Annotated in this window: 17 protein-coding genes; 14 read left to right on the plus strand and 3 right to left on the minus strand. The window is 69.2% G+C overall.

Annotated features, from left to right (window positions below; genetic code table 11):
* Positions 1–258 precede the first annotated feature (258 nt).
* Entirely contained in the window at positions 259–480 is a 222-nt protein-coding gene (locus tag ACGFRF_RS36805; RefSeq protein WP_393747642.1) for a hypothetical protein, read from the minus strand.
* A gap of 110 nt (positions 481–590) precedes the next feature.
* Here ACGFRF_RS36805 and ACGFRF_RS36810 point away from each other — a divergent pair, with 110 nt between their 5' ends.
* The 13 genes from ACGFRF_RS36810 (at position 591) to ACGFRF_RS36870 (ending at position 13,989) form a co-directional block, all read left to right on the plus strand.
* The gene (locus tag ACGFRF_RS36810) at positions 591–1,508 is read left to right on the plus strand and encodes a Ku protein (RefSeq protein WP_393747643.1); all 918 of its coding nucleotides are present in this window, start codon (positions 591–593) and stop codon (positions 1,506–1,508) included.
* Positions 1,509–1,909: 401 nt separating this feature from the next.
* A complete protein-coding gene (locus ACGFRF_RS36815; protein WP_393747645.1) occupies positions 1,910–2,473 on the plus strand; it encodes a hemerythrin domain-containing protein in 564 nt (187 codons plus the stop codon).
* 325 nt (positions 2,474–2,798) lie between these two features.
* Positions 2,799–3,284 (plus strand): DUF1269 domain-containing protein, encoded by a 486-nt coding sequence (locus ACGFRF_RS36820; RefSeq protein ID WP_393747647.1) that lies wholly within the window; start codon positions 2,799–2,801, stop codon positions 3,282–3,284.
* Positions 3,285–3,578: 294 nt separating this feature from the next.
* Entirely contained in the window at positions 3,579–3,962 is a 384-nt protein-coding gene (locus ACGFRF_RS36825) for an SsgA family sporulation/cell division regulator (RefSeq protein WP_393747649.1), read from the plus strand.
* Positions 3,963–4,003: 41 nt separating this feature from the next.
* Entirely contained in the window at positions 4,004–4,282 is a 279-nt protein-coding gene (locus ACGFRF_RS36830) for a WhiB family transcriptional regulator (RefSeq protein WP_393747720.1), read from the plus strand.
* A 128-nt stretch (positions 4,283–4,410) separates the two neighbouring features.
* The gene (locus ACGFRF_RS36835) at positions 4,411–5,277 is read left to right on the plus strand and encodes an alpha/beta fold hydrolase (RefSeq protein WP_393747651.1); all 867 of its coding nucleotides are present in this window, start codon (positions 4,411–4,413) and stop codon (positions 5,275–5,277) included.
* Between the two features lie 267 nt (positions 5,278–5,544).
* Complete coding sequence (locus ACGFRF_RS36840) at positions 5,545–6,270, plus strand: alpha/beta fold hydrolase (RefSeq protein ID WP_393747653.1); 726 nt, start codon at positions 5,545–5,547, stop codon at positions 6,268–6,270.
* Between the two features lie 114 nt (positions 6,271–6,384).
* Positions 6,385–7,227: an alpha/beta fold hydrolase gene (locus tag ACGFRF_RS36845; RefSeq protein ID WP_393747655.1), complete on the plus strand. Its 843-nt coding sequence runs from the start codon at positions 6,385–6,387 to the stop codon at positions 7,225–7,227.
* Between the two features lie 222 nt (positions 7,228–7,449).
* Positions 7,450–10,377: an FAD-binding and (Fe-S)-binding domain-containing protein gene (locus tag ACGFRF_RS36850; RefSeq protein WP_393747657.1), complete on the plus strand. Its 2,928-nt coding sequence runs from the start codon at positions 7,450–7,452 to the stop codon at positions 10,375–10,377.
* Positions 10,378–10,426: 49 nt separating this feature from the next.
* Positions 10,427–11,272, plus strand: a complete 846-nt coding sequence (locus tag ACGFRF_RS36855) for a fumarylacetoacetate hydrolase family protein (protein WP_393747658.1) — start codon at positions 10,427–10,429, stop codon at positions 11,270–11,272.
* An 89-nt stretch (positions 11,273–11,361) separates the two neighbouring features.
* Positions 11,362–12,336: an SMP-30/gluconolactonase/LRE family protein gene (locus tag ACGFRF_RS36860; protein WP_393747659.1), complete on the plus strand. Its 975-nt coding sequence runs from the start codon at positions 11,362–11,364 to the stop codon at positions 12,334–12,336.
* An 85-nt stretch (positions 12,337–12,421) separates the two neighbouring features.
* Positions 12,422–12,925, plus strand: coding sequence for a MaoC family dehydratase (locus tag ACGFRF_RS36865; protein ID WP_393747660.1), 504 nt, complete (start codon positions 12,422–12,424; stop codon positions 12,923–12,925).
* A gap of 488 nt (positions 12,926–13,413) precedes the next feature.
* Positions 13,414–13,989 (plus strand): hypothetical protein, encoded by a 576-nt coding sequence (locus tag ACGFRF_RS36870; protein WP_393747661.1) that lies wholly within the window; start codon positions 13,414–13,416, stop codon positions 13,987–13,989.
* A 229-nt stretch (positions 13,990–14,218) separates the two neighbouring features.
* Here ACGFRF_RS36870 and ACGFRF_RS36875 read toward each other — a convergent pair whose 3' ends face one another.
* A complete protein-coding gene (locus ACGFRF_RS36875; RefSeq protein ID WP_393747663.1) occupies positions 14,219–14,662 on the minus strand; it encodes a CBS domain-containing protein in 444 nt (147 codons plus the stop codon).
* 709 nt (positions 14,663–15,371) lie between these two features.
* Positions 15,372–15,860: a DUF6174 domain-containing protein gene (locus ACGFRF_RS36880; RefSeq protein WP_393747665.1), complete on the minus strand. Its 489-nt coding sequence runs from the start codon at positions 15,858–15,860 to the stop codon at positions 15,372–15,374.
* A 597-nt stretch (positions 15,861–16,457) separates the two neighbouring features.
* Here ACGFRF_RS36880 and ACGFRF_RS36885 point away from each other — a divergent pair.
* A complete protein-coding gene (locus ACGFRF_RS36885; RefSeq protein WP_393747667.1) occupies positions 16,458–17,489 on the plus strand; it encodes a LacI family DNA-binding transcriptional regulator in 1,032 nt (343 codons plus the stop codon).
* Positions 17,490–17,633: the final 144 nt, after the last annotated feature.

A 17,633-nucleotide genomic window follows, 5' to 3' on the forward strand; every position in this document is an offset into this window, starting at 1 on the left:
CGTGATGCGGACGGAGCGGGCCGATGGGCCGGCGAACCGCGCGGTGTGGAGGCCACCGTCGCCGGTGAGGGTCCCGCGCCCCGTCCACAGCCCGGCTCGGCGCACAGCTGGTGAACGGCTCCCATGTGCCGGCGGCCGCCATCCCGCCTGGAGCGGCTGCCGATGTGCCGTCCGGTCAGGACACCAGGGCCTGCTCCTCCGGTTCCGTCAGCTTCACGGTGCCCAGGCCGCCGCGCCCGACCTCGACATCGGTCACCTTCAGATGGTGTCCGGCAGGAGAATGAACTCCTCCTCGCCGGTGAACGCGGAGAAGTCGCGGATGCCCACGGCCCGGGTGGGAACCACCTCGAACAGCGTCCGCTTGCCGCGGCTGCCGAGGAACGCCCGGCGGACATCCCAGGCGTCCAACACCAAGACCGCCTGCCTCAGCCACACCGGCCTGCTCACGGACGCGACGGTGTACGCCCAGACCCGGGACATGATCAACAGCTGACACGGCCACGTGTCCGGTCACATACGGATCGCAGACGTGCGGGGCCGGTGAGCCGTCCGTAACCTGGTGGTGCTCGGGGCTACCGCGGAGGTTTGCCATGCCCCGAACCATCTGGTCCGGCGCGATCTCGTTCGGCCTGGTCACCGTGCCGATCAACGTGGTCAGCGCCACCGAGGACCACAGCATCCGCTTCCACCAGTACCATCTGGCCGATCAGGGGCGGGTCCGCTACCGCAAGGTGTGCGAGCTGGAGGACCGCGAGGTCTCCCAGGAGGAGATCGGCAAGGGCTACGAGCTGACCAAGACGCAGGTCGTCCCGATCACGGACGAGGATCTCAGCAACCTGCCCCTGCCCACCGCGAAGGCCATCGAGATCGACGCGTTCGTGCCGCTGGAGTCGGTCGACCCGATCCGGATCGGCGAGGGCTACTACCTGCAGCCCGCCGGCCAGGTCGCGGCCAAACCGTACAAGCTGCTCGTGCAGGCGCTCGGCCGCTCGGCCAAGGTGGCCGTCGCGAAGTACGCCTGGTCGGGGCGCGAGCGCCTCGGCCTGCTCCGGGTCCGAGAGGACGTCCTGGTGCTGCACGCGATGCGCTGGCCGGACGAGATCCGCGACCCCACCGAGCTGCTGCCGCCGCCGGTCGAGGTGTCCGACGAGGAGATCGAGGGCGCGCTCGCGCTGATGGACACGATGACCCGCGACGAACTGGAGGGGGAGGAGTTCCAGGACCGGTACACCGAGGCGATCGCCCAGATCATCGAGGCCAAGCGGGAGGAGAGGCCGCTCCCGGAGGCGCCGGAGACCGAGGAGCCGGCCCAGGTGCTCGATCTGATGGCGGCGCTGAACGCCTCCGTGCAGCAGGCCAAGGCGTCCCGCGACGAGGGCGACGCCGAGGTGCACGAGCTGCCGAAGCCGAAGAAGAAGGCCGCGGCGAAGAAGCAGCCGGCCAAGAAGACCGCGGCGAAGAAGACGACCACGAAGAAGTCCGCAGGCCGCCGACCCCGGAGCGCCTAGCCGTGCTGTCCCGGGACCGTTTGTCTGCGCCTGGCCCGGTGTCGTGGAAGACGGCCGGCCGGAGTCCGCACCGCGAGACCGTGCGTCGGCTGTCGCACAACGGCGGGTGCGCCGGTGTGAGCGAGAGCGGCGGCGCGCTCGGTCTCGGGCCCACGGGCTGAGTCCTCCCGGACACCCGCCGGGATCCTGTCGGCCGCAGGAGTGAAGTGGCGGATCGGTGCGAGGTCACGGGTGCACGCGTGGGAGGTATACGAGCTGGGTGCCGAGCCGACGGGGCGGTCACGGGACAGGGGCCGCGTCTGCCGGAGCCTCCGCGCTCGCGGGAGGCCGACCGCGCCGACGCACGCGCTGAAGACGGCCGAACGACACCCGGCCTCAGCACGACAAGGAGTGGAGAACCCATGGGACACGGCGGAAACGTCATCCAGGAACTGACCGCGGACCACCGCGAAGTGGACGACCTCTTCTCGCAGATCGAAGCACTCCCGGGAGCCGACCCGCAGCGACGCGAACTGGCGGACCGGCTCACCATGGAACTGATCCGCCACTCGGTGGCCGAGGAGGAGTACCTGTACCCGGCGGTGCGCCGGTACGTCGACGGGGGAGACGACCTCGCGGACAAGGAGATCGCCGACCACAGCGAAGTCGAGCGCATGCTCAAGGAACTCGAGGGCTGCGAACCCGGGGACGGGCGTTTCGACACGCTGATCATGCGGCTGAAGAACGCCGTCATGGCGCACGTCGGCGACGAGGAGAACCGGCTCTTCCCCATGCTGGCCGAGGTCTGCTCCCCCGGGGCCCTGGCGGAACTGGGTGAGAAGGTCCGCTCGGCGAAGGAGCACGCTCCCACCCGCCCGCACCCGTCCGCACCGGACACCCCGCCCGCGAACAAACTCCTCGCGCCCGGTGCCGGCATGGTCGACCGCCTGCGCGACATGCTCACCGGGCGCGGCAAGCAGGACTGAAGCGGCTCCTGCACCCCGGTGCGGCCCGGCAGCGGCGGCCCCCTGCTCAGCAGCCCGCCGTGCGAGGTCGTCCCGGGGCTGCTCCCACCCTCCTGCTCACCCCGCGGAAAGGCCTCGGCCGCACACGCGGAGTTCCACAACCAGCTCGGCTCCGACGGCGCCTCTCACTCCGTCAGCGGCGTCGAAGGCTGCGCCACGGACCCTCGTCGCGTTCTCTGCGTGCACAGAGGTTTGCCGCCACCGCACGATGCGGCAGCTCGGGCGTGGTTCCGGTGCCCGTCGATCTTTACTGATCACGGCAATGCCAGGAAGCTGAGAGGTGCACATGGCCACGTTGACGGTCTGGAAGTTCGACTCCCCCGCGAGTGCGGAGCAGGTGGAGCACAAACTGCTCGACCTGCAGAAGCAGGAGCTGATCAGAGTCGTCGACGCCGCTGTCGTCAGCTGGGCGACGGAAGCGAAGAAGCCCAGGACGAAGCAGCTCACCGACCTGGTGGGTGCGGGTGCCCTGTCGGGCTCCTTCTGGGGCCTGCTCTTCGGCCTGATCTTCCTCATGCCGCTCCTGGGCGCCGCTGTCGGAGCGGCAGCCGGTGCCCTGGGCGGCAAGCTGGCAGATGTCGGCATCGACGACGACTTCATCGACTCGGTGAAGTCCCAGGTGACCCGCGGTACGTCCGCGCTCTTCCTGCTGTCCCAGGACGAGGTGCTCGACCGGGTCAAGGAGGCTTTCCCGACGGAACACGCGGAGCTGATCCGGTCGAACCTTGACAGGGAGCAGGAAGCCCGGCTGCGCGAGGTGTTCGCGAGCTGACCCGCGGGCCGGACTGAAGCGGCGGCAACGTCGTGCCAGGGCCGCTCAGCGCCGGAAGGCACTGAGCGGCCCTTTCGCGGGTGTGTCCGGACGACAAGGCGCCCCTCGATCCGTCCGCCGACCGTGGTACTCGGACCGAGGTCGACTCATGTGTTCGCCTGCGAGCAAGAGCTGTGCACTGTGAAAAAAGACGAAACGGACACAGGGTGGCTACGCTCCGTCGAGAGCCTCGCTTCTCGATGACGCACAGGGAATGACATGAGAAAGCCTCAGACCACAATATCGTGCACGGTCATGGTGCACGTCTCGGTTCCGCGTGAGATCCCTGTGCCGCTCCAGGTCGAGTTTTCCTACTGCGCGACCGACCCGTATGCCGTGCGCCTCTCCATCGGACCCGGCCATGCGAGCCCCGTCCACTGGACACTTTCCCGCGAACTGCTCTCGGACGGTATCGACGCACCCAGCGGAATCGGCGATGTGCTGGTACGGCCGCGGGCCATCGGCCGCCGCCGCTTCGTGAACATCACCCTCCGGTCCACAGCAGGCTCCGCGGCACTGCTGTGCCCTGTGCGCGAAGTGGCAGCTTTCCTGAGACATACGTTCACCCATGTACCAGAGGGAAGCGAAGAGCAGTACTTGGACCTCGACAAGCTGGTGCTGGACCTCACACAGCGGTGACCAGAAGTACCGAAGGAGAGCACTTGATACGGGAGTCCATGATGAAGGTCAGAACGCAACCTCTTCTGGATGTCTGGGAGTGGCAGTGCCACGCCGCTTGTCGCGGCATGGCGAGTTCGGTGTTCTTCTCCCCTACCGGAGAGAGGGGAGAGGCTCGCAGGCGCCGAGAAGAAGGCGCGCGTGCCGTCTGCCGATCCTGTCCGGTGAGTTCGGTGTGCCGTACGTTCGCCGAGTCGTTCGGAGAACAGTACGGAGTCTGGGGCGGCATTACCGAGAGTGAGCGCCGGCAGCGGGGACAAGGGGACGGCAAGGGAAGATGAGGCGCCTGGTCGCTTCCGGGTCGCCCCCGTCGTGGCCTGCGCTGACGGAACCGAATCCATGCACGTACGGGCAAGAATCACACGCGTCGAGTGTTTCCCTCGGAGACATGCGAGTGTTCAAGGAAGACATGCCCGAGATCGTGCATCACACGGCAGAACTCAACGGCATCGATCAACACTGGGTCAGCGCCGGCCAGGGGCCTCCGGTCTACCTGTTGCACGGCTTTCCGCAGACCTGGTACGGCTGGCGCAAGCAGATACCGGCTCTGGCACAGAAGTACACCGTCATCGCACCAGATCTCCGCGGGTACGGAGACACCGAGAAGCCCGCGTCCGGCTACGACAAACGCACGATGGCCAAGGACACTCTGGCTCTGATGGACCATCTGGGGCATCAGAAGATCGCGCTGGTCGGTCACGACCGCGGCGCTCGGGTGGGGACGCGGTTCGCGAAGGACCACCGCGATCGCATCGACCGCTTCGTCGCCATGGACAACATCCCGACCCGGATCATCGCCGACACCTACGACGTGGCCCTCGCGCGGCAGGGATACTGGTTCTTCACCTTCCTGCAAGTACCCGACCTGCCCGAAGCCCTGATCGCCGGGAAAGAAGAAGCCTGGCTCACCCATTTCTACCGCAGTTGGTCGTACAACCCGGACATGCTGACGTCCGAGGAGATCGACGTCTACGTCCGGGCCTACCGGCAGCCGGGCGCGGTCCGTGGTTCCTGTGCGGACTACCGCGCGGCGCCCCAGGACGTCGCACAGGACCGCGAGGACGCGGACCAGCTCATCGACTGCCCCGTATTGACGATGTGGGGTGAGGACTTCAGCGCCGTCGGCAAGGCCTACGACGTACTGGAGGTCTGGAAGGGCATGGCCCACAACGTCCGGGGAGTCGGCATTCCCCAGTGCGGCCATCTCTGCCAGGAAGAGCGGCCGGACATCGTCAACGCCGAACTCATGGCCTTCCTCGACGGCTGGAACGGTTGAGCCGTCTCCCTGTACATTCCGGCGGACCTGGGGCCTTGTCAGCGGTGAGGCACATTTCCTGATCAGGTACTACGGGTAAGAAATGTCGATGACGGCAGCGGTGCATGACGCACCGCTGCCGTCATCAGTCATTTCGGACCAGTGCGCTCGCAGACCAAGTCCGGGCGCGCAGAGAAAAGTCCTACTTCCCGATCATGCATAGGTTTGTCCACGCGACCGCGGCTTATAGCCGCCCTTTTCACCACCTCAACAGAAGCGAGCCCGAGCATGTCCCGTTCCGAGAGCCCGACCGTCGTTCTGGTGCATGGCGCCTTCGCCGACGCCTCCAGCTACGCCAGCGTCATTCCCGAGCTGCTCAAGCGCGGCCTGAAGGTCGTCGCCCCCGCGGTGCCCAACCGCAGCCTGATCGGCGACGCCGCCTATGTCGCCTCCGTCATCCGCCAGATCGACGGGCCGGTCGTCCTCGTCGGCCACTCCTACGGTGGCGCGGTCATCACCGTCGCCGGTGTGGAGGACAACGTCAAGGCGCTGGTCTACCTCTCCGGCTACGCCCTCGAGGAGGGCGAGAGCCTGGGTGAACTCCAGGGCCGGTTCCCGGACTCCGACCTCGCGGCCGCCCTCGTCTACACCCCGTTCCCCCTCGAGGGATCGGACACCCCGGGCACCGACGTGTCGGTCGAGATCGACAAGTTCCCGGCCATCTTCGCCGCCGACGTCGACCCCGACCTGGCCGCCGTCCTCGCCGTCTCCCAGCGTCCCCTCGCCGCACAGGCCTTCGCCGATGCCGCCCCGGCCGCCGCCTGGAAGACCAAGCCGGCCTGGGGCCTGGTCTCCTCCTCCGACCACACCATCAACCCGGACGTCGAGCGCTTCGGCTACAAGCGGGCCGGCATGACCACCATCGAGGTCGACTCCTCCCACCTCGTCATGCTCGCCCACCCCAAGCGGGTCGTCGCGCTCATCGAAGAGGCCATCGAGGCCACCATCAAGTAGCCAGCCCTGGCCGGTCCTCGCGCCACGAACGTGACCTGCGGTGCGCGGCTCACGGCCGCGCCCGTGAGCGTACGCGTGAGCGGCGCAGGGCTGCCACTGCGCAGAAAGCCGACTATGAACCACTCGATCTCACGTCGTACCGTCACTGCGTCCATGCTGGCCGGGGCCGCCGCCCTGGGGACCGCCGGCGTCGCCCATTCGGCCCCTGCGGCGGAGCCCGTGACCGGGAGCCAAGGCCCGCTGCCCACCATCGTGCTGATCCACGGCGCCTTCGCCGACGCCTCCAGCTGGAGTCCCGTCGTCAAGAGACTCCAGCGCCAGGGCCATCGCGTCCTGGCCCCGCCGGTCCCGCTGCGGGGACTGGCCGGTGACGCCGCCTACGTACGCAGTGTCCTGGACAGCGTCGAGGGGCCCGTCGTGCTCGTCGGGCACTCCTACGGCGGTTCCGTCATCAGCCGGGCCGCCGTCGGGGCCTCCCAGGTCAAGGCGCTGGTCTACGTGGCGGCCTTCGTGCCGGACGTGGGCGAGAGCGCGCTGTCGCTGACCCGGAAGTACCCGGGCAGCACCCTGGAACAGGCCACGTCCACGCAGCACTACCCGCTGCCCGGCGGCGGACAGGGCGAGGAACTCGTCATCCGCCAGGACCTGTTCCGTCAGCAGTTCGCGGCCGGCGTCCCCGTCACCACCGCGCACACGATGGCCGTCGGACAGCGTCCGATCGCCGTGGCGGCGCTCGAGGAGCGTGCCACCGCCGCTGCCTGGAAGAAGCTGCCCAACTGGTACCTGATCGCCACCGAGGACCGGAACATACCGCCGGCGGCGCAGCGCTGGATGGCCGCACGTGCCAAGGCCCACACGGTCGCCGTCCGCGCTCCTCACGCCGCCGCGGTGAGTGACCCGCGTGCGGTGAGCGAACTGATTCTCCAGGCGGCGCGCTCCGTCCGGTCCGCTCGCTGACCATCCGACGGAACACACCGACGACGGCGGCCCGGCGAGCGTTCCTGGGCACGGCCGGGTGAGCCCGCACCCGAGACACAGCCGCCCCTGCCACCGCCCGTGAGCCGGCAGCGCCGGTCCGCGCCGCCTACCCGCCGCCCAGCGAGGGCGGGAAGGCGGCGCGGGCCTCGTAGAAGCTTCGGCACCAGCCCGCCTCGCCACGCGGGAAGAAAGGAGCGTCCCATGCCGCTGCTCGAACCGAAACCGGGAACGCTGCGCCCGCAGCCGCCCGAGGAGCCGTCCGTCGACCGGGTTCCCACGGACCGGGCCTCCGGTGCACCGGAGGACCTGCGGGACGACCTCATCGGGGAACTGGGCGCGCACAAAGTGCTGCACAAGGTCTCCGACCTGGTGAGGTACGCGTCGGACGCCAGCCCGTACCGCTTGGTGCCCCGCGTCGTCGTCATCGCGGAAACCGTCGAGGACGTGGCCACCGTGCTGCGCTACGCCCGCGACAACCACCGCTCGGTGGTCTTCCGCGCGGCCGGCACGTCGCTGAACGGACAGGCGCAGGGCGAGGACATCCTGGTCGACGTACGCCGCCACTGGACCGGCCTGGACGTGCTCGACGGCGGCGACAGAGCGCGGATCAGGCCGGGCACCACCATCGGACGGGCCAACGTCGCACTGTCCCGGTACGGCCGCCTCATGGGACCTGATTCCGCCAGTTCCAGCGCGTGCACCATCGGCGGCGTCGTGTCCAACAACGCGTCCGGTATGACCGCCGGCACCACCCGCAACTCCTACCGGTTGCTGTCCTCCCTGACCCTCGTACTGGCGTCCGGGACGATCGTCGACACGGCCGCCCCGGACGCCGAAGCCCGCCTTCGGGAGGCGGAGCCGGAACTGTGCGCGAACCTGCTGGCGCTCAAGGCCGAGATCGAGAACGACAGCGCGCTCGTCGAGCGGATCCGCACCAAGTACGAGCTGAAGAACACCAGCGGCTACCGGCTGGACGCCTTCCTGGACGGAACGACCGCCGTCGAGATCCTGCGCGGCCTCATGGTCGGCTCCCAGGGCACCCTGGGGTTCATCGCCGATACCGTCTTCGACACCGTCCCCCTCGACAAGATCACCTACACGGCGCTCCTGTTCTTCCCCGATCTGCCCGCTGCCGCCGCCGCGGTGCCCCTCTTCAACCGGGCCGGGGCACGGGCCGTCGAGCTGATGGACGGGAACACCCTGCGTGCCTGCGCAGCAGTGGACGGAGTGCCCGACGACTGGGGAGACCTGCCGCAGAGCACCGCCGCGCTGCTGGTCGAGTTCCGCGCCGCGACCCAGGCCGACCACCTCGCCCAGCGGCAGGCGGCCACGGACGTCCTGAGGGATCTGCACCTGGTGTCCCCCGTGGCATCGGCGACCAACACCTTCATCACCGATCCGGGCGTGGTGCACACCTACTGGCACGCCCGCGAGGCGTTCATGACGGCGGTGGGCAAGACCCGGCCCACGGGATCGACGCTGATCACCGAGGACTTCGCCGTTCCGCCCTCGCGCCTGGCTGAGGCCTGCCAGGCGCTGTCGCAGCTGCAGCGGCGCTACGGCTACGACGCCGCGGTGGCCGGCCACGCGGCCCACGGCAACCTGCACTTCCTGCTCACCCTCGACGCCTCGCGTCCCGAGGACGTCGAGCGGTACGCGGAGTTCATGGACGAGTTCTGCGCCATGGTGACCCAGCGCTTCGACGGCTCCCTCAAGGCGGAACACGCCACCGGCCGGAACATGACGCCGTATCTGGAGTCCGAGTGGGGCGCTGCCGCCACCGACGTGATGTGGCGGATCAAGCAGGCACTCGACCCGCACGGCGTGCTCGCCCCGGGCGTGGTGCTGAACCGGGACCCCAGGGGCCACCTCAAGCACCTCAAGACGATCCCCACCATCGAGGCCGTGGCCGACTCCTGCATCGAGTGCGGCTTCTGCGAACCGGTCTGCCCCAGCCGTGACCTGACGACGACGCCCCGCCAGCGGATCGTGCTCCGACGCGAGATGATGCGCCAGCCCGCCGACTCGCCCGTCATGGACAGCCTGCTGGAGTCGTACGGCTACGACGCGGTCGACACCTGCGCGGGCGACTCGACCTGCAAGATCGCCTGCCCGGTCGGGATCGACACCGGAGCGATGATGAAACGGTTCCGGCACCAGCGGCACGGCGAGCGCGCCGAGCGCACCGCGGAGCGCGTCGCGAAGCACTTCGCAGCCGTCGAGACGTCGGTCAGAGCTGCCCTCGGCGTCGCGGAGCACGTCAGTGACCGGCTCCTGAGCGGAGTCACCTCGGCCGCCCGCAAGGCGGTCTCACCCGACCTGGTACCCGAGTGGATCAGCGGGATCCCCGCCCCTGCCGCCGGGCGGCTGCCCAGCACCGAACGAGAGTCCGCTGCCGCCGTCTACTTCGTCGCCTGCGTCAACAGGATCTTCGCCGGACCCGACGGTGTGGAGGGGCCGTCACTCCCCGAGGCCGTCGTCGAGCTGTCCCGCCGGGCGGGCCGCCCCGTCTGGATACCGCGGGACCTGGCCGGCTCGTGCTGCGCGACCATCTGGCACTCCAAGGGTTACGACGACGGCAACACGCTGATGGCCAACCGCACCGTCGAGCGGGCCTGGCAGTGGACGGACGGCGGCCGGCTGCCCCTCGTCGTCGACGCCTCGTCGTGCACCCTCGGCATCGGGCACGAGGTCATCCCGTACCTGACACCGGAGAACAAGCTCAGGCACGACAAGCTCACCGTCGTCGACTCCCTGGTCTGGGCGGCCACCGAACTGCTGCCGCACCTCACGGCGTCCCGGAAGGTGGACCGTGCGGTCGTGCACCCGACGTGCTCGATGAGGCACCTCGCAGACACCGAAGAACTCGACGAACTCGCACGCTTCGTGGCCCACACCGTGGATGTTCCCGTCCATGCGGAGTGCTGCGGCTTCGCCGGTGACCGAGGCATGCTCCACAAGGAACTGACCGAGGCGGCCACCACCCACGAGGCGGAGGAGGTCGCGGCGGGCACCTACGACGCCTACCTGTCGGCGAACCGCACCTGCGAGATCGGCATGCAGCACGTCACGGGCCGCCCGTATCAGTCCGTGCTGCTTCTCCTCGAACGTGTCACCCGGTCCGCCTGACGGCAGCACCGCCCACACCGGACCCGCCCCTTCCAGTCCCGGAGATCCCATGCGTGTCGCCAATCTGTCCGGACGGTTGTGTCTCGTCTCCGATGACCGAGCCGTGGACGTCCATGAAGCCAGTGGCCACCGTTTCCCGTCCGACCCACAAGCGGTGTACGACCGCTGGGACGAGTTCCGGACGTGGGCCGCCCAGGTCGACACGGGCGCCGGCACCCCCTTCGACCCGGCAGACCTCGGCGCGCCGGCACCCGCACCCCGCCAGCTCTTCGCCATCGGTCTCAACTACCGTGAGCACGTCGACGAGGCCGGGTTCACCACACCCGAGACCATGCCGCCCGTCTTCACCAAGTTCGCCAGCAGCATCACGGGTCCCGTCACCGATGTCACGTTGCCGCTCGGCGGACACACTGACTGGGAAGTGGAACTGGTCGTCGTCGTAGGCCGCCCCGCCCGCCGGGTCCCGGAAGCGGAAGCATGGGACTACGTCGCCGGCCTGACGGTCGGCCAGGACCTGTCGGAACGCATCCTCCAGATGAGCGGGCCGTCTCCGCAGTTCGGTCTCGCGAAGTCGTACCCGGGTTTCTCCCCCATGGGCCCGTGGCTCGTCACTCCCGACGAGTTCGACGACCCGGACGATCTCGAACTGGCCTGCAGCATCAACGGTGAGCAGGTGCAGCACGGGCACACCCGGCACCTCCTCTTTCCCGTCCCGGCTCTCCTCTCGAAGCTGTCGGAGGTACTGGAGCTGTCGCCCGGAGACGTCGTCTTCACCGGTACGCCCGCGGGCGTCGGCCTGGGCCGCACCCCGCAGCGCTGGCTCGACCACGGTGACGAACTCGTCAGCTCGATCCGCGGAATCGGCGAACTGCGCCAGCGATTCAACCGCGCGTGAACCGCCGGACCGACACATGCCTGCGCGGACCCTTTCGTTCACTGCGTCAAGAAGTCAACTACGAGCAGAAGACAGAGGAAAGAAGTCACATGTCCACATTCCTGGCACGACGACGCACCGGTCTCCTGACCTCAGCCATAGCGGCGGCCCTCGCCCTGACCACTGCGGGCCCCACGACCACGGCAGCTGCCACCCCGCAGCCGCAGGTGCGCTTTGTGGCCCACCTGGACATCGCCAACGGGCAGCGACCTGAGAACATCACCCTGGAACCCGGCGGCAGCGCCGTCGTCACCTTCGCCTACAGCCGGCAGATAGCCCGGATCAGCCGCGACGGCACGGTGCGTGTCCTCGCCACCCTGCCCCAGCCCCCGGCCGGCTCCACCACCCCCGCCCTTTCCAACCCGTTCCTCGGCGGCATCGTCCGTACCCACGACGGAACCCTGTACTTCCTCTACGCCACCGGCAGCAGCGACCTGACCGGCGTGTGGCGCCTGCGCCCCGGCGGCACCCCGCGACGCATCGCGGCGCTTCCCGCCGAAGGTCTGCCCAACGGCCTGGCCCTCGACAGCCAAGAGCGCCAGTTGTACGTGGCCGACTCGGTCCTCGGCACCGTCTGGCGCGTACCGGTGACCGGAGGCGGACCCACCCGGTGGAGCACCGCGCCCGAACTGGCCTCCGACGGCTTCCTCGGAGCCAACGGACTCAAGATCCGCAACGACGCGGTCTGGGTCTCCAACCTGGACAAGGGCACCGTGCTGCGTATCCCGGTCACCGGGCACGGCACCGCCGGCCGGGTCGAGACCCGTACCACCGGACTGGTCGACATCGACGACTTCGCGTTCACCGGCCACGGTGACACCCTCCTCGCCGCGATCAACGCGGACAACGAGATCGCCCTGGTCGAGCCGAGCGGCGCCCACACCATCGTGCTGACGGGCGCCGACGGGCTGGAGAACCCGACGTCGCTCGCCGTACGGGGCACCACGGCCTATGTCGCCAGCGGCGCCTACTTCACCGACGACGACCCCAACCTCCTGGCCGCCCGGATCGCACCGCCCAAGTGATCCGGCCGCCGAGTCGGCCACGACACCGGCGCGCCCAGTCGCTTCGCGCGCACACCCACACCGCACACAACAAGAGGACAGCCTGATGACCGAGCACACCACCGAGCGGGCGGCGGCCGCAGAAGCGTTCGACCCCGACGCGTTCCTCGTCGTCCCGGCCAGGACGTTCGAGGACCTGCGCGTCGGCGAGGTCTTCCGCGCCCCCAGCCGGACCCTGACCGACGCCCACGCGGCAGCCTTCCAGACGGTGTCCGCGGACAACCACCCGGTGCACTACGACGCCGAGTGGGCCCGAAGGCACGGGCACACCGCACCGGTGGTCCACGGCCTGCAGGTGCTCGCCTTCACCGCCCCGGGTGCCACCCTGTTCCCGCACTTCATCGGTGAAGTGTTCATCAGCTTCCTCGAACTGTCCTGCAGTTTCCTGAAGGAAGTCCACTCCGGGGACACCCTGTACCCGGCGCTCACCATCACCGGCCTCGAGCCCCGGGGCGACAACGGCGTCGTGATCACGGCGGCCACGATCCACAATCAGCGCGGCGAGCTGGTGCTGTCCGGTCAGCACAAGTACCTGCTGAAGCGCACGTAGCGCTTGGCGGCGCCACGGCAGCAGTGGCACGGTGATCGCCCGTGGACACCGAGATACTCTGGCTACAAAGACGGCCGCCGACCACACCGGGGATGCGTGCAACTGGGTCACCAGGACCAGAGGGAGCGCGATCTCGGGGACGTTGAGGCCTGCGCCGCGCGGGCCTGCTCACGGCACGGCGGCACGGTCGTCACGTCCGCCACACCCTCAACCTGTGCCGAGCCGACGGCACTGGGCGACGACTTGCCGGCAGCCGTACCGCGCTGAGTGGTGGGGCCCGTCGGCAAGCCGACGCCGCCCGTCTCATGCAGTGGACCACCGTCGACCTCGGCCTTCTCCGCCGAGCGGCCAGGAAGCCGCCGGTGCGCATGGTGTCGTGGCGCCTCCGGACCGAGCGAAGAGGGCGCCCCCCGAGGCGTTGAGCCGCGAGGCGGCCGGGCCAGGGCAGTACCGCGTGGGGCCGCTGTGCTTGCTGTTGAATGAGCGGAATGAACGAGGCTGCAGTTGTGCGACTTTGTCAGGCCGTCCAGCGGATCCAGGACGCCACTCGTGAACGGGCCACCACAGGGCGGGGCTTGGAGGAGGCCGATGACGTCGCCGGCACGTTCGCCACGGACGGTGCGCTCGGCTTCGATCCCTTCCCTTTCCTCCGGGCTCTGTCCGAGGCCGGTTCGCACGCGGTGGTCATAGGCCAGGTCGCCGGCATCATGCACGGTTCGATGGAACTGACAGGTGACCTCGACCTGCTGTGGGACGGCACTCCCGAACAGGCGCACACCCTGCGTGACGCCTTGAGTGCCACGGGCTGCACGGACCTCCCCGACCTCGACCGGCCCCAGGCGGCCTACCAGGTGACCGGTGTCAGCGGCGACCTCTGCACACCCGACCTGCCCTGGGGTGGCATGGACACCGGGCCCTGCCTCGTCCGTGCGGTGAGCGCCCACCACCCCGCGGGCTTCACCATCCGCTACGCCGCACTGGACGACCTGATCCGAATGCGGCGCTCACTCGGCCGTCTCAAGGACCACCGCCGCGCGGACGAACTCGAGCGCTTGCGCCCCTGAGGATCTGCGCGTCCCGGGTCCTGGCACCGCTTCTGGCCCAGACCGCCCGGTCCGAGTGAAGTACAGAGAGGCAGCATCGTCCGACTCGGCCAGGCCGCCGAACAGTACCGGCGCGACGGCGCCAACCAAGGTCACCAGGCCGGCGACCGCCTAGTCTTCCCACGCTGCCGTCTGACCGTCGCTGTCGGCCCGCCCGGCAGTCCGGCCGGTGAGCCCGGCCCGCGGTGCCTCAGTGGGCGCCCGCGTACACGCGGCTCGCGAACTCGGCGATCTGCTTGTCGGTGAGGTTCTGCGCGAGGTTGGCCTCCGAGATCATCCCGCAGAGGCGGTGGCCGTTCTGCACGTCGATCACCGGCAGCCGCTTCACCTGGTGCTGCTCCATGAGATGCAGGGCGTCCGTCGCCGAAGCGTCCGCGTCGATCCAGTGCAGGTTGCCGCCGAGGGAACCGCACTCGACCTGGGCCGGGTCCTGCCCGTCGGCCACGCAGTGGATGACGATGTCGCGGTCGGTGACCATGCCCTGCAACCTGTCGTCGTCACCGCAGATCGGCAGCGCGCCCACCTGCATGTCGCGCATCAGCCTCGCTGCGTCCTGCAGGGATTCGTGCTGACCGACGCACTTCGCGCCCGCCGTCATGATGTCGCGGGCCTTGAGCGGCTTGTTCTGTGCCATGATCGTTCCATCCGTCAGGGGCCCCGCAGTTGTGTACCGGGGCCGGACTTCCACGTCCTTCCTTCCATCGCAACACGGATATCTGGTGGCTGCCACGCTGCCCGGCCCTGCGCCCACGCAGGGGCAAGGTCACGGAAGAGGCCGAGGAGCAGTCCGGTCACCGAGCACCGGCCCTTGCGCAGGTCCCGCGGGGGAGCCGCCGGCCCGACCGATGGTCTTGCCCCTCGCCGGCGCCACCATCCAGCCTCTACGATCCCGCACGTGTCGATCACATCTCCCATACCGTGCTGAGCGGCTCCCGAGGCACTGTCCTGCAATCCGACGGACATGCGCTGGTGCTGCGCCGGGCGGCCCAGGAGATACGGATCCCTGTCCAGGCGATCGGACGTGTCCGCCCCGAGCCGCGTGCCGTCGTCGTCGAGCTGACCGCACCGGCCGGTAGGTGCCGGCCGCGCACCGGGGCGAGGGCGTGAGCGGGGCCACCGCGACGGTGTTCGCCGACACGGTTCACGCGGCCCTGCCGGAGTCCGGGGGAGGGGAGGCGGCCGCGCAGGCTCAAGACATGGGGCCTTGCCGTCGGCCTCGCGCAGGTCGCCATCGGCATGGCCGTAGGCCCATTCCAAGGCACGTACGACAACGCCAGACGCCGGGATGATGTGGGCAGACCGAGACGTCCCGGGCCGGCGAAACGGGGTCCGAAGGAACCGGCCTAGCTTGCGGAGGCCGGTGCATAGGCGCTGATGACATAGAGAGCCTCGTCGTCGACGGCGTTCTTGTCCCAGTCCAATGAGACACGAACGGGGTGCCCGTCGGCCGCGTACTCGGCCTCCGCTGTCTCCGCATTGTCACTGCGAGCCTGTTCCAGCCTCTTCAACAGGCCGCCGATCGTGGGCACTTCGGCGTGCTGCTCCACCTGCCGCCGGCTGTCATCGTCGAGCCCGACCACCTTCGTCACCGATCCGTTCCGGACCTCCACTCGGAAGGTTCCCGCCAGGACGTCTGTGGTCGACGTCAGGGTGTAGACGTACGAGGCAGGCTCCTCCCAGGTGGTGGTGCCCTGCACCTTGCCGTTCTTGCTTCCCTTGGCGATTGCGGAGGACGTCGAACTCTCCGCAGCGCATGCGGTGGTCAGGCACACCAGGGTCCCGATCAGCACGCCGGTGGAAAGGACACGAGCATGGGAACGTCCCACCATCATGTTGGCCCCCTTCGAGTTGGTTACCCCTGTGACGCCGGTGGGCCGGAAAACGTTCAGGGCACCTGCCTGTGGGCCGATGACGGCTCTCGTCGGTGGACCGTCCCGTGCCGCACGCCGTTGTACGCCTGCCAGGCTGCGAACAGCGGAGTGAAGGGGAAGAGGGGGGGCGCTGAGCCCGATTCCGCAGGCCGGTCGGGTCTTCCAGCGGATGAGGGTCGGCGCCGTGCCGGCGAACGCTGCGCGGGAGGCGGCCGTGGCGACGGACCGGAGTTAGCCGACAGCCCTCGTGCGTACTGATCCGCTCCTCGAATGCGACCTCTGCGAAGGCGACTGCTCTCGGCTGCGGGGAGTGGGACTGGGAGCCGCAGCCCCAGCCGCGGCGGGAGCCGTAGGCTCACCTGCAGCCGACGCCCACATCCAGCCCGTCGGACGCCGCCGGCGGCCGGTGCGGCAGGCGTTTTCCGGTGACTTGTCAGTGCGGCAGCGCGGATGTATAACGTTGTAAACCCCGACGCGGGGGCTCGGCGCTCGGCTCACGATGGTGACACCGGACCCGCACCGACCATCCGAGTCGGGCCGTTCTGGAAAGGGATCGTCGTGCGGGTCAGCCTGAAAGACGTCGCCGCGCACGCGGGGGTCTCCATCAAGACCGTCTCCAACGTGGTGAACAACTACCAGCACGTCACGCCCGCCATGCGCGAACGGGTCCAGCGGTCCATCGACGCGCTCGGCTACCGGCCCAATCTGGCCGCTCGGCACCTGCGCAAGGGCCGCACGGGCATCATCGCGCTCGCCCTGCCCGAACTCGGCAACCCCTACTTCGCCGAACTCGCGGCAGCCGTCATCGACGCGGCCGCCGAACACGACTACATCGTGCTGCTGGACCACACCGGCGGGCGCCGGGAACAGGAGATCCTGGTCAGCCAGGGCTTCCGGGCACGGGTCATCGACGGACTGATCCTCAGTCCCATCGAGCTGGAGACCGAGGACCTGAGCGACAGGGCGGAGAACGTGCCGCTGGTCCTGCTCGGCGAGCGGGAGTACGACCTGCCGTACGACCACATCGCCATCGACAACGTCGCCGCCGCCCGCACCGCCGTCCGGCACCTGGTCGGACTGGGTCGCCGGGAGGTGGCGTTCATCGGCGCCCGGCGCGGCCGTAGCGAGCCTGCCCAACTACGCGTACGCGGCTGGCGCGAGGAACTGGTCTCCGCCGGACTGTCGGCCGACGACGGACTCGTGGCCGCCACCGACGGCTGGGGGCACGCCGACGGCGCGGCGGCCATGAACCGCATCCTGGACACCGGGCGGCGCCCCGACGCCGTCTTCGCCTACAACGACCCGATGGCCATCGGTGCGATGCGGGTGCTCCACGAGCGGGGACTGCGGGTGCCCGAGGACGTCGCGGTAGTGGGGTTCGACGACGTGGTCGAGGGGCGCTTCGGTGTCGTGACCCTCACTTCCGTGTCACCGGACAAGGAGGCCATCGGGCGGCTGGCGGTGGAGTCGGTGCTCGCCCGGCTCGGCGGCAAGGCGCCCGAACCCCGGCGGATCCAGGCGGATTACCGCTTGGTCGAGCGGGAGAGCACGCTGGGTCGTGGACCGGCGCAGAGCGGCGCTAAGGTCTGACGCCGCCGTCCTTCCAATGATTGACTGACCGTCAGGTATTGGACTCCGCGCTGACAACGCTCTCGCGAGGTTTCGCCGTAGCCGCCGTAGCCGCTGTCCCGGCGCGCCGGCGCCTCGATCTCGACCTTGCCGAGGCGAGCTGAG

Source organism: Streptomyces sp. NPDC048521, assembly GCF_043199855.1.
Classification (GTDB): domain Bacteria; phylum Actinomycetota; class Actinomycetes; order Streptomycetales; family Streptomycetaceae; genus Streptomyces.

What these genes read in the sequence shown, in the direction of transcription:
- ACGFRF_RS36840 (WP_393747653.1), top strand. Translation starts at nt 5,545, where the DNA reads ATGTCCCGTTCCGAGAGCCCGACCGTCGTTCTGGTGCATGGCGCCTTC.
- ACGFRF_RS36865 (WP_393747660.1), top strand. Translation starts at nt 12,422, where the DNA reads ATGACCGAGCACACCACCGAGCGGGCGGCGGCCGCAGAAGCGTTCGAC.
- ACGFRF_RS36830 (WP_393747720.1), top strand. Translation starts at nt 4,004, where the DNA reads ATGAAGGTCAGAACGCAACCTCTTCTGGATGTCTGGGAGTGGCAGTGC.
- ACGFRF_RS36815 (WP_393747645.1), top strand. Translation starts at nt 1,910, where the DNA reads ATGGGACACGGCGGAAACGTCATCCAGGAACTGACCGCGGACCACCGC.
- ACGFRF_RS36855 (WP_393747658.1), top strand. Translation starts at nt 10,427, where the DNA reads ATGCGTGTCGCCAATCTGTCCGGACGGTTGTGTCTCGTCTCCGATGAC.
- ACGFRF_RS36860 (WP_393747659.1), top strand. Translation starts at nt 11,362, where the DNA reads ATGTCCACATTCCTGGCACGACGACGCACCGGTCTCCTGACCTCAGCC.
- ACGFRF_RS36880 (WP_393747665.1), bottom strand. Translation starts at nt 15,860, where the DNA reads ATGATGGTGGGACGTTCCCATGCTCGTGTCCTTTCCACCGGCGTGCTG.
- ACGFRF_RS36870 (WP_393747661.1), top strand. Translation starts at nt 13,414, where the DNA reads ATGAACGAGGCTGCAGTTGTGCGACTTTGTCAGGCCGTCCAGCGGATC.
- ACGFRF_RS36845 (WP_393747655.1), top strand. Translation starts at nt 6,385, where the DNA reads ATGAACCACTCGATCTCACGTCGTACCGTCACTGCGTCCATGCTGGCC.
- ACGFRF_RS36875 (WP_393747663.1), bottom strand. Translation starts at nt 14,662, where the DNA reads ATGGCACAGAACAAGCCGCTCAAGGCCCGCGACATCATGACGGCGGGC.
- ACGFRF_RS36805 (WP_393747642.1), bottom strand. Translation starts at nt 480, where the DNA reads ATGTCCCGGGTCTGGGCGTACACCGTCGCGTCCGTGAGCAGGCCGGTG.
- ACGFRF_RS36825 (WP_393747649.1), top strand. Translation starts at nt 3,579, where the DNA reads ATGGTGCACGTCTCGGTTCCGCGTGAGATCCCTGTGCCGCTCCAGGTC.
- ACGFRF_RS36820 (WP_393747647.1), top strand. Translation starts at nt 2,799, where the DNA reads ATGGCCACGTTGACGGTCTGGAAGTTCGACTCCCCCGCGAGTGCGGAG.
- ACGFRF_RS36850 (WP_393747657.1), top strand. Translation starts at nt 7,450, where the DNA reads ATGCCGCTGCTCGAACCGAAACCGGGAACGCTGCGCCCGCAGCCGCCC.
- ACGFRF_RS36810 (WP_393747643.1), top strand. Translation starts at nt 591, where the DNA reads ATGCCCCGAACCATCTGGTCCGGCGCGATCTCGTTCGGCCTGGTCACC.
- ACGFRF_RS36835 (WP_393747651.1), top strand. Translation starts at nt 4,411, where the DNA reads ATGCCCGAGATCGTGCATCACACGGCAGAACTCAACGGCATCGATCAA.